The following is a 13317-nucleotide window of genomic DNA, read 5'->3' on the forward strand; positions in this document are numbered from 1 at the left end:
GTTATTTCACCCCTTTTGTAACTAACTTATCTAATGCTTTAACTAATTTTGGCACATCTGTTAGCGATGAAAGTTGTGCTCCACTTGCTAAACGATGTCCTCCACCTTCAAATTTTTCAGCAACTTCATTAACACTAAAGTCACGACTTCTTAATGAAACTTTAATCATATCGTCTAATTCAACAATTAAAGCTCATACTTTAATTTCATCCATTCCTGCCATTGTTCCCAAAGCAGATTTAACTTCAGAATACTCTAAATCTCAACCTTGTTGATCTGCTTTAGTAATCACAATGTACCCAACGCCTTTTTTTGTTAATTCTAGTTTACTAAATGCAAAGTTAGTTCACTTACGCATTTTTAAACTTGATACAAAGATAAAGTCATGAGCTGCTTTTAAATCAGCTCCAGCTTCAATTAAAGACGCTGCAACTCTAAATGTTACTTCGTCTGTTCTCGGAAACAAGAATCTTCCTGAGTCAGTAATTAAACCAAGGTATAAGTTATGTGCAGCTGCTTTATTAATTTTTAATTTCATTAATTGAGCTCATAGCACTACAACTTGTGTACAAGCAATTGCATCTTCAACAACAATGTCATTTGTTGCATAAGGGTCCACATTTAAATGGTGATCAATCTTAAATGATTCTTTAGCCATATCGAAACGATCAAAGTCCAATCGCGCTTTATTTCCTGTATCAACTGTAATAATTAACGCTTGACTAACAAATTCGTCTGTCAACGGTTTTTTTGATAAGAATGTTTGATCATCAGTTAGACGGTCACCCACAACAAATACATTTTTATTTTTGAAGTTTTCTTCAATAATGTTTGCGATTCCGATTGCACTTCCTTGAGCATCTCAATCGGGCATTTTGTGTTTAACAATAATAATGTTTTGGTATTCTTTGATTTTTTTTAATAATAATTTAGCTGCTTGTTTATTCATATTTTCTCCTATGGTTTTATATTATTTTACTAATTGAATCACGATTTATGTAGACAATAACTTCTTTATTTTCAAGATATTCGCCTTGCTCATCGTAAAAAAAGATAAAATGTTTAAATTTGTTAAATCCTAAATATACTTTAGGATCATTATATTTATTTTGTTTGATAATTTTTAAGATAACTGGTAGCTCATCATCACGCTCAGGAGATGGCTCCAAATTAACTTTAAATAAGTTAATAAAAATTTTTCCTTTGTCATTTAATGATCAATCGGTAATATTTCAATATTTGTTTTCAACTTCAATTCCTTGGCGTACTTTACGATAATTTAAAATATTTGATGAATTATGAATTTTTGAAAAAATATGATTAGCGTTAACTTCAAAAATCTCTGAGGCTGTCATTTTTTTCAATTCGTTTTTTTCAACGGAATAAATTGGTTCTCGTAAATCTCAAATTGTTTCTAACCCATTATTCAAAGTAATAAACGCCAAGTCAGGATAAACCTTTTGAATTTTCTGAATTGTATTCATTAAATCATGAAAGTCTTTTTGACTTAAGTAATCTAAAATATTTGAAAAGACAATATTTTTTTTCTGCAAGTTAATTGCCTTTAGAATTTTTAAGTAAATGATGTTTAACGACGAAATTTTAAATCCTTGCTTAATGAACCAATCAAACTTCATATCTAACTTTTCTAAGTGTTGCTCAGTTCACTCTAACGCTTGAGAAAACGTTGAGTGAATTTCTTTTTTATAATGCTTTTTCAAAACTAAAAATTCATTTTGATTTCCATACTTGACATTTCCACTTAATAATTTTTTATGATAATCATGAATTAAGAATGTAATTTTCTTACCAATCATATAACCTTCAGAAGGTAGTAATTGGAAAAGAATTTCTTTTTGTTGTTCTTCAAATTCTTTACGTTGATCTGAAACCACACGTTTTCATTTTAAATGTTGTTCAGCAATTTCTAATTGCGATTCTTTAGAAATATTTTCAACTTCATAAAATTTTCTAAGTTCTAAATTAAATTGTCTAGTCAATTGCTTATGCAATTTTTTATTTCTTCAGATACTGTATCGTAGTTCTGATAAGTTAAAGTTCAAAAACTTTAGTTGTTTAATAATCATATACTTAGTTTGAGTATATGAAAACTTTTTCCAGTATTTACGAACATACTTATTTGATGATTTACGAGCGTTGTATTCACAAGTACATGAATCACGAAGCTCATTTAAAGCAAAAATGTTATCTCATAAGACTTGAGAAAAAGTAAGCATTGCTTGACTTTTTTCAAGCATTGCCTCAATTCGGGAAATTTCTTTGGCAAGGACTCCTACTTGAGGTGGAAATTTTGAATACAATTGTTTGATCTTTGAAACATCATACTTATAAATTTCTGAATTGAATTTATTTAGCAGTTTATTTTCAGCAATATTTGTTGTATCGATAAAATGCGAAATAACCGAATCAATTTTACGACGCAAACGCATATCAGTAACATCATTTTTTGAATTAATAAAAGACAAATAATCATACTTTTTATCAATTGTTTTAATTCTTGCTTTACGTAAAAATTTTGGGTCAAATAGCAGTGATAAAAATAGGACTAGTTTCGCAGGAATTAGTCGTTCAAATCAAGTATCATTACGAATAAATTCAATACGATTTTTTACAAACTTTTTATTAATGATATCAATATTATTTACTTGAAAACGACCGCTACGATTTTTTTCTTGTCCCTTCAAAACTCGTTTCATAAACGTCATTTGATTTTTATTATAAATTAAAATATTTGTTATCTTACCCGGTTGAGCTTGTAGATTAACTTTATCTAACTCTGCTACTTTATTGGCGAAAGTAACATTTTCAATTTTGTATGACATATATTACCCCTCCATAAAGCATCTAATATATATTTTAAATCATTTTTTTACAAACAAAAATAAAAGACCCAAAAAGGTCTTTTAAATTAAATTATTTAAACTATTTAGCTGCTTTAGAATTTTGAGCTTTTTGAGCTTCAGATTCTTTTTCAACTGTAGCTTTAATTGCTTCTTTACGAGCAAATTTAGATTTAAATTGTTCAACACGTCCAGCATTATTTGTAAATGATTGGTTTCCTGTGTAGAATGAGTGACAGTTTGAACAAACATCAATTCTCACTTCTTCTCCTCTTACAGTTCCACAAATAAATTCGTTATCACAAGTTGTACAAACAAATTTTGCTTCTTCGAAGTATTTTGGTTGAATATCTTTTCTTGGCATAGTTATTTCTCCTTTACTATGTTGTCATATTAGATACTTAATAGTACTAAATAATTTTAACTCAAAAATAAACTTTTTGTTATAAAAAATAAAAAAACTGCATCTGCAGTTTTTTTTGAATTTATTTGACCTATTTTTTAATTTCGTCAGCTTTACCTTTTACTCCAAATCAAGTAATTAGGTTTGTCATTTCTGAAACAATTGCATCATAACCAGGTTTTAATAATTTACGAGGATCAAATCCTTTTTTAACCATATCTTGGTCTGCTCCAGTTTCAATATAAGCTCTAGTTGCTTTTTGGAATGACAATTGTAATTCAGTATTAACGTTAATTTTTGAAATTCCTAAAGAAATTGCTTTTTCAACTTGTGCTTGAGGAACACCTGATCCTCCGTGCATTACCATTGGGAAGTTAATTGCATCTTCAATTTTTTCTAATTGTTCAAATGCTAATCCTTCTCAGTTTGCTGGGTAAGGACCGTGAATATTACCAATTCCTGCTGCTAAGAAGTCAATTCCTAAATCTACCATTTTTTTAGCTTCTTTAGGATCTCCCAATTCACCTTTACCAACAACACCGTCTTCTTCTCCACCAATTGTACCAATTTCAGCTTCAACAGAAACTCCGTATTGTTTAGCGAATTCAACTACTTCTTTAGTTTTTGCATAGTTTTCTTCAAATGAGAAGTGTGATCCATCAAACATTACTGATGAGTATCCAGCTTCAATACATTTTTTAGCAACTTCAACTGATTGACCGTGGTCTAAGTGTAATGCTACAGGAACTGTAATGTTTAAGTCTTCTAATAATCCGTTTACCATTCCAACTACAACATTTGCTCCACCCATGTATTTAATTGCTCCTTCTGAAGTAGCAATAATAACTGGAGTATTTGTTTTTTGAGCTGTTTCTAAAACAGCTTTTGTTCATTCTAAGTTGTTAATGTTAAAGTGTCCAATTGCATACTTACCTTCGTAAGCAGCATGAACCATGTTATGAGCATTAACTAATCTATTACCGTAAATTTTTGGCATGTGATAATTCTCTCTTTCTTATATATACTTTTAATTATAGTATCTTTATCACTTTTTGGTAGTCATATTATTAAATATCAAAGATTTTTTTTATTTGTTTTAAGACTATAATAATAAGTGAGGTGAAAAATATGAAAAATTTATTAAAAAGCACTCGTGTTTTAAACAATGGTGTAGAAATACCTATCATTGGATTAGGAACATACCGTATGGAAAACGAACAACAAGCAGTTGATTCAATTAAGTACGCATTAGAAATTGGTTATCGTCATATTGATACTGCTGAATATTACCAAAATCATAAGCATATTGCCAAAGCAATTAAGGAATCAAAAGTTCCTCGTGAGGAAATCTTCATTACTTCAAAAATTTGAAATGATTATCATGACTATGATCAAACAATTGCTCATTTTGAGCAAATACTTGAGGAATTAGAAACAGACTATCTAGACTTGTGTCTTGTGCATTGACCTACTCCCAAAGCCCTATCATGTTATCAGGCTTTACAAGACTTATACAACGCTGGTAAAGTTCGTGCTATTGGAGTTTCAAACTTCACTGTAACAGATCTTGAAGCATTTTTACCACAAGTAAACATTAAACCGGTAATGAATCAAATTGAGTTGAACCCATCAGTTCCCCGAAACGATGTTGTAGATTTTTGTAATGAACATAATATCGCTGTGACTTCATGACAAACTATTATGAAAGGGCAAGTTGGGGATTTTGAATTAATTCAACAACTAGCTAAAAAATATGATGTTAGTCCTGCACAAATTGCTTTAAAATGAGCCTTGCAACGTAACGTTATAATTATTCCTAAATCAGTTACGCCATCAAGAATTTTTGAAAATCAAGATTTAGATAAGTTTGAGTTAACAACTGAAGAAATTTCAAAAATTAATACTATGACTAAAGATTTAAATTTGAATTATGAACCAGTAGATCCTTTTAGAAAATAAAAAGACCTATTGGTCTTTTTTTTCAAACTCTTCTTCAACTTTTGCTTGATTTTGCTTTTTTTTATCAATAATTGAAAAAACCAAAGCAACATCTGCTGCAATATTAAAAGGTATTGGATTAAATGGTGGAATTCCAGTAACAATTAAAGCAGATAACAATCAGTAATACATTTTTTTAGACAACAAACCTTTTTTATATCTGACGATTGACATAATTATCAAACTATAAGTATTAGTAATTGCCAATACTATTAAAAGTACCCAAAAGATTACTGTAAGTTTAACTTCGATTGGTGTAAATATAGTAAACATCATTGAAAACCCCATAATAGTTGCTGCAAAACCAAACATAGCTCAAGATGATATGTACGCAACTTCTAATGCATCTCTTGTTTTTTTACTTAACTGAAGCATAAAATTGTAACCCCCAAAACACATCTGTAATGATACTATCCAAGGATCTTATATCCCTTATTATCAAAATTACTATTTCAAACTTTTTCCCATATTGGTTCTTTCAAAAATACATATAAAAAATGACAACTTTTATACAATTTAATTATAGTGCTGCCTTTAATGAACTCTTATTTATTTAAAGACTTGAAAACCTAAATTGATATCTTAAAAATAAAAAGCCACCTGATTAGGTGACTCTGACGAATAATTATTTTTTAGCTGACCATTTAAAAGTTAAAGTTGTTGCAACAAATAAAGTCACAATAATTAAAATTGATCCTAAAACTGGCTGTCAAGTAGCTGTAAAGTTCTGCATGTTTATTTCCGGATACTTATTAAACGATGAATCTCAACCAGCAGCTTTTCCTTGTACAGCAAATAAAAATAAAAATACTGCATATTTATGAGGTACAAAATAAGTAAAAATTATCATAAACTTTGAATTCATTAATACTTGAGGAGGAATCATAATTCCTGAGAAAAAGATTGAGAAGAAATAAATCATCATAACTATTCCTTGCATTCCCCCTTCAGAGCTAAATAAACCACCCAATAATGTTGCGATTCCAATTGATGTTAATGCTACAAATATAGTTGCTAAAATCATTAAAGGCCAATTAACATTTTTCATTGAACTTATAAAAGTCATTTGAGAGTTTCCAGAACCAACAGCCATCGCTACTAAGATCATAAATACTAAGGCTCCTAACGAAACAACCAAGTAAAATAATCAAATGGCTCCAAGAAACATTCCCTTTTTAACTCCTGTTGTATCAATTCGTTTTAAAAAGACTGAGTTCTTTCATTCAACAATAGCTGGAGCTAGTGAAGTTAAAATTGTTAATGCTGGTAATAATGTATAACCAAATAACGAACTCGCTCCAATATTTCCTTGTTGAGGTAATACAAAGTAAAACAAAATCATAAAGAATACCGGAACAATAAACATAAATAATGGACCCCGAGGATTTCTAAAAAATGACTTTGAAACTAATTTAAAAAGATTAGTAAAAATTCCGGTATTTTTCTTTAAATTGATATCACTTTTTTTAAGTTTAGTTGTCATACTTTAGGCTCCCTTCAAAATATTCATCCATAACATTTCTAACTGATTTATATTCAGCAATTGCTTTGCTAATTTGACGATCAAAAACAATTCGTCCTTCATGAATAATAACCATACGGTTACATAACAATTCAACTTCTTCGGGACTATGAGACACCAAAAGTAAAGTTTTTGAATTTTCCTGAATTTGCTTTTTAAAGAACTCTATAATCTTAAATTGTAACTGCATATCTAATCCAGTTGTTAATTCATCTAAAATGACAATTTCGGGATTATTCATCATTGAAATCATCGCATTAAAGCGTTGCTTTTGACCTCCCGATAATTTCTTTAAAGCACGAGTTTTAAATTCTTCAATATCAAAAACTCCGGCAAGTTCTGCTTCTCAAGCAGCCGTAAATTTAGGATATACGACACGATAAAACATTAACATATCCGCAGCAGAAATCCCTGGAGGTCATTCCCCTTGTTGAAACTGAATTCCAATTTCTTTACGCAAGTCTCCCTCAATATTAATTTTGATAGTTCCCGAACTTGGGCGAGAAGTTTGGGCAATCATTTCTACTAAAGTAGTTTTCCCACACCCATTAGCTCCTAAAATTGCCAAACGCTCTCCGCGATTAACGGTTAATGACAAATTTTTTAAAACTTCTTTTTTGCCAAACGCTTTATTTAGATTTTCAATTTCGATAATTTTTGACATTTTATCCTCCATTTTATATTAAATTTAATTGTATATTACATCAAAAAAGTCCTAAAAGGACTTTTTTAAACTTTTTTTATCCTTTAATGATTGCTTCAACAAAACCTTTAAACAACGGATTTGGTTTATTTGGTCTTGAAGTAAACTCTGGGTGATATTGTGAAGCTATAAAAAACTTATGCTTTGGCAGTTCGATAATTTCAACTAAATCTTGTTTTTCATAAATTCCTGAAAATACTAATCCAGCATCTTTTTCAAATTTTTCGCGCAATTCATTTTTAAACTCATAACGGTGACGGTGACGTTCAAATGCAGTATCACTACCATACAATTTAGCAGCCATTGAACCTGGTTTTAACTTCGCTGGCATTTTCCCTAAACGCAAAGTTCCTCCGATATTGTCTCGATCAATTCCGGCAATGAAATCAAATATTGGATTTTTAGTTTCACTATTAAACTCAGTTGAGTTTGCATCTGTTAATTTTAAAATATCACGAGCAATTGAAATTGTTGCAATTTGCATTCCTAAACAAATTCCTAAATACGGAATATTATTTTCACGCGCAAATCTTGAAGCTAACATCATTCCTTCAACTCCACGACTACCAAATCCTCCGGGAACTAAAATTCCTTGAGAAACAGCAAATTTTTCTTGATAATTTTCTTCTGTTATTTCATCTGCTTGAACTCAGCGAATTTTTAAATTGCGACCATATTCTCATCCTGCAATTTTAAGTGACTCAATTACAGATAAATAAGCATCTTGCAACTCGATATATTTTCCAACAAAAGTTACTTCGAAGTCTTCAACTGCATCATTAATTTTTTTAGTAAAAATATCTCATTGTGTTGATTGTGTTTCTTGCGCCTTTAATTTTAAATGCTCAATCGCAATTTTATGTAAATCTTGACGTTTCATTTCAGCTGGCACCTTATAAATTGAATCCATATCAATTGCTTCAATAACGTTTTGAATTGGTACGTTACAGAATAATGATATTTTATCTTTAATTTCTGCGGGTGCACGCTTATCACTTCTTGCGACAATAACATCTGGTTGAATTCCCATTCCTAATAATTCCTTAACTGAGGCTTGGATTGGTTTAGTTTTATATTCTTTAGACGCATTTAAGTATGGTAATAATCCAACATGAATAAACAAGACATTATCGCGACCTTGTTCTCTTCTTACTTGACGTAAAGCTTCAATAAACGGTTGTGATTCAATATCTCCAACTGTTCCTCCAATTTCAGAAATAATAACATCAGCTTGACTACGCTCAGCTGCAGCATAAATTTTAGCTTTAATCGCATCAGTAATATGAGGAATTACTTGAATTGTTTTTCCTGCTCAATCTCCTCGGCGCTCAGCTTCAATTACATCTAAATAAATTCGCCCTGCTGATGTTGATGATATTTTTGAAAGATTCTCATCAATAAAACGTTCATAGTGACCTAAATCTAAATCAGTTTCTCCACCATCATCTGTTACATAAACTTCTCCATGCTGATACGGTGACATTGTTCCCGGATCAACATTTAAATAGGGATCAAATTTTTGCATGTAAACTTTTAAGCCACTGCTTTTTAATAATGTTCCTAATGAACTCGCAGTAATCCCTTTTCCTAATCCCGAAACAACTCCTCCGGTTACAAATATATATTTACTCATGTTAATCTCCTTTTCTAAAATAAAAATAAAAAGTCGCAAAAACTTGCGTTTTTACAACTAATCCATATCTTCGTCATCGTCAATAAAATCGTCATCTTCTTCGATGTCTTCTTCATCTTCTTCGATGTCTAATTCATCCACTTCCAAAGCGTCTTCTTCAGCTTCTTCGGCTTCACTCAACTTTGTTTTCTTTGATTTCCCAAGTTCATCAACGTAAGCGTATTGTTTTTTAATATCTTCAAACTTTACGTTTTCTCTTAAAGCTCATGTTCCTTCTGGAGTCAATGAAAATCTGTTATCCAAAACTAGGTCACTGTATAGTTCTGCAATTACAGAGTTTTTATTCTTACCAGCAGCTCCGATTACTTCTGCAACAGAGTTTCAAATTTCATCAAATTTTGATGCGTCATTTTTCTGTTTCAGAAATTCGTAAGCTATATCAATGTTGGATAATTTCATCTCGCACCTCACCTTACAAAAATCTATTTTACACTATTTCTTTTGGAAATAAATATTTTTTTTCTAATTTAATTTCATTTATTTCTTTCATAGAATCAGTCAACAAACTTAACTTCTGAATTGACTGAATTTTGTTATGATTTTGAATATAAATTCGCTCATCTTTACCATCAATAATTCCATCCTTATAAATCAAAGATTGTTTAGGAGTTATTGAGATAAAGTAGTAGTCAAGGTTATATCCAGCCTCTTTTAATTTTGCTTTCATCTCGCCTACCTTAATGTCTGAAAATTCACAGTAGGCAAAAATCCGACGATTGACCAAACGGTCTGATAAATCTGCTAAAATTTGGTCATCTTCAGCAGCACACATTTTAAATATTTCAAAAATAAAGTAGTCATCAAAGTTTAGATATTTATCCAACGGAATTTCCTGATTATTAAAAATTTCTTTAAACATCTCGACAATTTGTAAATGCTTAAACTGATAATTTTTGTCAAATAAATATTTTAATCGTTTGAATCAAACCATAAACATAGCATCAAAAGCAATTGATAGCTTATGATTATAAACTTGCTTGTACATATGATAACGACCCAATAAATATGACTCAATTGCATAAACTAGTTTTTTTGGAAAAACTATTTTATCATCAACTACTTGCGCATGACGTACCATTCACTTAATGTCTAGTGCAGCATAGTTAACTCCACAATTGTAAGAATCACGCATTAAATAATCTAATCGATCAGCATCTAATTGCGAACTAACCAATAAATTTACAGCTTTATTAGGATAAACTCCTTCAATAATTTGAATAACTTCTTCAGGATCAATTTTGAAACGTTTTAAAATTGGAGCGATATTTCCCTGAGGATTACGAATAATATCTGCTGTATAGGCTTCATGACTTTTTGTCGTTATTTTTTCAAATGTATGCGAAAATGGTCCATGCCCAAAGTCATGCATTAACCCTGCTAACTTAACCAAAACACGATCTTTATGATTAACTTCTTTAAAACCAGGAGCATCTAAAAACATACCAACAATATGATATACCCCAATTGAATGCGAAAATCTTGTATGCGATGCTCCGGGATAAGCAAATTGTGCCCCTCCCAATTGGAGGATTCGACGCATTCTTTGCATTTCAGGAGTATTGATAATTTCATAAACAACTTCTTCATTAATATAAATATCGCCATGTACGCTGTCTCTAATTACCTTTTCAAACATATATACCTCTTTAATTCATTTTAAATCTATTATAGGGAAATAATCTTTGAAATCAATAAAAAAGCGCTTTTGGCGCTTTTTTTGACTTAAAAACTATTTATGTTTTTTAAAACCGTTGTTTTACCTAGTAAAAAGATAACATCAGCTAACGAAGGACCGTGTTGTGATTTGGAAGCATAAATTCGAATAGGCATGAATAAGTTCTTACCTTTAACATCTGCTTCAGCTCCTGCTTCTTTGATAACAGTTTTAATGGCTTCAACATCTCAAATTGTTAAGTTAGTAATTTTATCTTTAAAAATAGTAATCAAATTTTGATAATTTTCTAACTCTGCTAATTGATCACGAGTTTCTTGATCAACTTCAATGTCATTAAAGAAAATATCCAAATGATCATTAATTTGCATTCCAAATTCAACTTCTTTTTTGAACAACAATAAAACATGATTAATTCATTGTTCAGGTTTATTAGTTAAGTCAAAACGGGTTTGATCAATAAATGGCTTAATAAAACTTAAGTACTCTTCGTCAGTCAGTTTTTTCATATATTGAGAATTAATTCATTTCATTTTTACCATATCAAATGTTGATGGTGATTTTGAAAAACGACGTTCATCAAATAAATCAATTAGTTCTTGTTTAGACAAGATTTCTTGTTCTCCTGGTGGTGATCAACCCAACAATGCAATATAGTTGAACATTGCTTCTGGTAAATATCCTTGGTTACGGTATTGTTCAATAAAGAACAACGCATTACCACTACGTTTTGATAATTTTTTTCCAGTTGCATCAACAATTAATGTTAAGTGACAAAATTCTGGATAAGCTCAATTGAAAGCATCAAAGATCATCATTTGACGAGGTGTATTAGAAATATGTTCCTCTCCACGAACTACATGAGTAATTTCCATGTCATGGTCATCTATTACCACAGCAAAATTATAAGTTGCAATTCCGTTTGACTTAATAATTACAAAGTCACCTAAATCTTTAGCTTCAAAAGTAACTTGTCCACGTACTAAATCATTAATAGTTCAAACACCATTTGCAGGAACTTTAAAACGAATTGAATACTCAGTTTGTGCCGCTTCTAATTTAGCGATTGTTTCACTATCTAAATTAGCACATTTTCCTGAATATTTAGTTGCAACAATTCCACGAGCAACTTGTGCTTCATAATCTTTTTCTAGTTCTTCACTTGTACAAAAACATTTGTAAGCAAATTTATTATTAATTAATGTCTGAGCATGTTCACGGTAAACATCTAACTTTTCCGATTGAATGTACTTACCATACTTAGAATCTCCAGGATTAAAAATTGATTCATCAGCAATAATTCCTAGTCAGTTTAAATTGCTAAATTGAGACTCGATTGCGTCTTCAACATTTCTTGCAGTATCTGTATCTTCAATTCTTACAATGAAATCACCATTATAATGTTTTGCAAATAAATAGTCCATTAATGCTGTTCTAGTATTTCCAATATGTAGGTACCCTGTTGGTGACGGGGCATAACGTAATCTATATTTTTTCATTTTTCTCCTTATAAATAACTTTTTTAATTATAATACTTTTTATTTAAATATCTTGGTATTTTCGACTTCTTGTTGGGAAGGAATTGAAGATTGTGCTCCGTTTTTAGTAACCACGATTGCGCTAACTTTTGCTGCATAATCCAGGGCTTGTTCTAGATCACATCCTTGAGATAGTTTGACTGCAAATGCTCCTAGATAGCTATCTCCTGCACTTGTAGTATCAATCGCATTAACTTTATAAACATTAATAAACTTAGAAGTCTTATTAGTTATTAAGTAAGAACCATAATTTCCTAAAGTAACAATTAAAGTTTTCAAAGCTTTTTGATTAACAAATTCTTGAGCTGCTGCTAAAAATTGCGCTGGTGAAATGAACTTTTGTTGCATAAGGACTTCAAGTTCAGTTTCATTGGGAATTAAATAATCGATCTTCCCTAAAATTTCATCTTTAAGTTGACAAATCGGGGCTGGATTTAAAATAATGACTTTCTTTTGCTCATATGCATAGTTTATAAGTTCTTCAACAACGTTAATTGGAATTTCTAGTTGCAAGATAACAATGTCTTTAGTATCAATAATTGCTTTAACTTTTGCAATATATGCTTCATCAAAGTCAAAGTTTGCCCCAGAGTGAACAATAATCTGATTATTGCCATTGTCATCAACAACAATGTTAGCCATTCCTGTTGGTAGTGTTGAACTAACTTTAATTTCATCAACTTTAACTTTTGCAGTTTGCTTCAAATGTTGAAGAATTTTCATTCCATATTCATCATTTCCGACAACTCCTAAAAGTTCAACATCACCTTCAAGTTTTCCAATTGTATAAGCTTGATTAGCTCCTTTACCACCAAAATGATATTCAAAAGATTCTGAAAAAATTGTTGCTCCTGGTTTTGGCAACTTGGCAACTTTAAACACAAGATCAATATTCAGTGAACCAATAACTACTATTTTGCGCATAAA

General features: G+C 30.6%; 13 protein-coding genes. 1 reads left to right on the plus strand and 12 read right to left on the minus strand.

Features of this window, described 5'->3' with window-relative positions:
• Position 1: 1 nt before the first annotated feature.
• From L872_RS0103260 to fba, 4 genes are all read right to left on the minus strand, one after another.
• Positions 2 to 949 (minus strand): DHH family phosphoesterase, encoded by a 948-nt coding sequence (locus L872_RS0103260; RefSeq protein ID WP_027063413.1) that lies wholly within the window; start codon positions 947 to 949, stop codon positions 2 to 4.
• A gap of 16 nt (positions 950 to 965) precedes the next feature.
• Positions 966 to 2843 (minus strand): hypothetical protein, encoded by a 1878-nt coding sequence (locus tag L872_RS0103265; protein WP_027063414.1) that lies wholly within the window; start codon positions 2841 to 2843, stop codon positions 966 to 968.
• A 100-nt stretch (positions 2844 to 2943) separates the two neighbouring features.
• Positions 2944 to 3225 carry a 50S ribosomal protein L31 gene (gene rpmE / locus L872_RS0103270; protein ID WP_027063415.1) on the minus strand — a complete coding sequence of 94 codons (282 nt, stop codon included), beginning with the start codon at positions 3223 to 3225 and terminating at the stop codon, positions 2944 to 2946.
• 130 nt (positions 3226 to 3355) lie between these two features.
• Positions 3356 to 4261: a class II fructose-1,6-bisphosphate aldolase gene (gene fba, locus L872_RS0103275; protein WP_027063416.1), complete on the minus strand. Its 906-nt coding sequence runs from the start codon at positions 4259 to 4261 to the stop codon at positions 3356 to 3358.
• Positions 4262 to 4392: 131 nt separating this feature from the next.
• Here fba and L872_RS0103280 point away from each other — a divergent pair, with 131 nt between their 5' ends.
• On the plus strand, positions 4393 to 5223 hold the full coding sequence (locus L872_RS0103280; RefSeq protein WP_027063417.1) for an aldo/keto reductase: 831 nt from the start codon (positions 4393 to 4395) through the stop codon (positions 5221 to 5223).
• A gap of 6 nt (positions 5224 to 5229) precedes the next feature.
• On the opposite strand, the gene L872_RS0103285 is transcribed toward L872_RS0103280, so the two are convergent.
• The 8 genes from L872_RS0103285 to rbsK form a co-directional block, all read right to left on the minus strand.
• Entirely contained in the window at positions 5230 to 5637 is a 408-nt protein-coding gene (locus L872_RS0103285) for a hypothetical protein (protein WP_156923108.1), read from the minus strand.
• Between the two features lie 250 nt (positions 5638 to 5887).
• Positions 5888 to 6745 carry an ABC transporter permease gene (locus L872_RS0103290; protein ID WP_027063419.1) on the minus strand — a complete coding sequence of 286 codons (858 nt, stop codon included), beginning with the start codon at positions 6743 to 6745 and terminating at the stop codon, positions 5888 to 5890.
• The gene (locus L872_RS0103295; RefSeq protein ID WP_027063420.1) at positions 6735 to 7448 is read right to left on the minus strand and encodes an ABC transporter ATP-binding protein; all 714 of its coding nucleotides are present in this window, start codon (positions 7446 to 7448) and stop codon (positions 6735 to 6737) included. Before L872_RS0103295 ends, L872_RS0103290 begins: the two co-directional genes overlap by 11 nt.
• Positions 7449 to 7524: 76 nt before the next feature.
• The gene (locus L872_RS0103300; RefSeq protein WP_027063421.1) at positions 7525 to 9120 is read right to left on the minus strand and encodes a CTP synthase; all 1596 of its coding nucleotides are present in this window, start codon (positions 9118 to 9120) and stop codon (positions 7525 to 7527) included.
• 57 nt (positions 9121 to 9177) lie between these two features.
• Positions 9178 to 9579, minus strand: coding sequence for a DNA-directed RNA polymerase subunit delta (gene rpoE, locus L872_RS04740; RefSeq protein ID WP_051418457.1), 402 nt, complete (start codon positions 9577 to 9579; stop codon positions 9178 to 9180).
• 28 nt (positions 9580 to 9607) lie between these two features.
• A complete protein-coding gene (locus tag L872_RS0103310) occupies positions 9608 to 10816 on the minus strand; it encodes an HD domain-containing protein (RefSeq protein ID WP_027063422.1) in 1209 nt (402 codons plus the stop codon).
• 86 nt (positions 10817 to 10902) lie between these two features.
• The gene (gltX, locus tag L872_RS0103315) at positions 10903 to 12351 is read right to left on the minus strand and encodes a glutamate--tRNA ligase (RefSeq protein WP_027063423.1); all 1449 of its coding nucleotides are present in this window, start codon (positions 12349 to 12351) and stop codon (positions 10903 to 10905) included.
• A gap of 39 nt (positions 12352 to 12390) precedes the next feature.
• The gene (gene rbsK, locus L872_RS0103320; protein ID WP_027063424.1) at positions 12391 to 13314 is read right to left on the minus strand and encodes a ribokinase; all 924 of its coding nucleotides are present in this window, start codon (positions 13312 to 13314) and stop codon (positions 12391 to 12393) included.
• Positions 13315 to 13317: the final 3 nt, after the last annotated feature.

The organism is Mesoplasma seiffertii ATCC 49495 (assembly GCF_000518725.1).
GTDB lineage: Bacteria > Bacillota_I > Bacilli_A > Mycoplasmatales > Mycoplasmataceae > Tullyiplasma > Tullyiplasma seiffertii.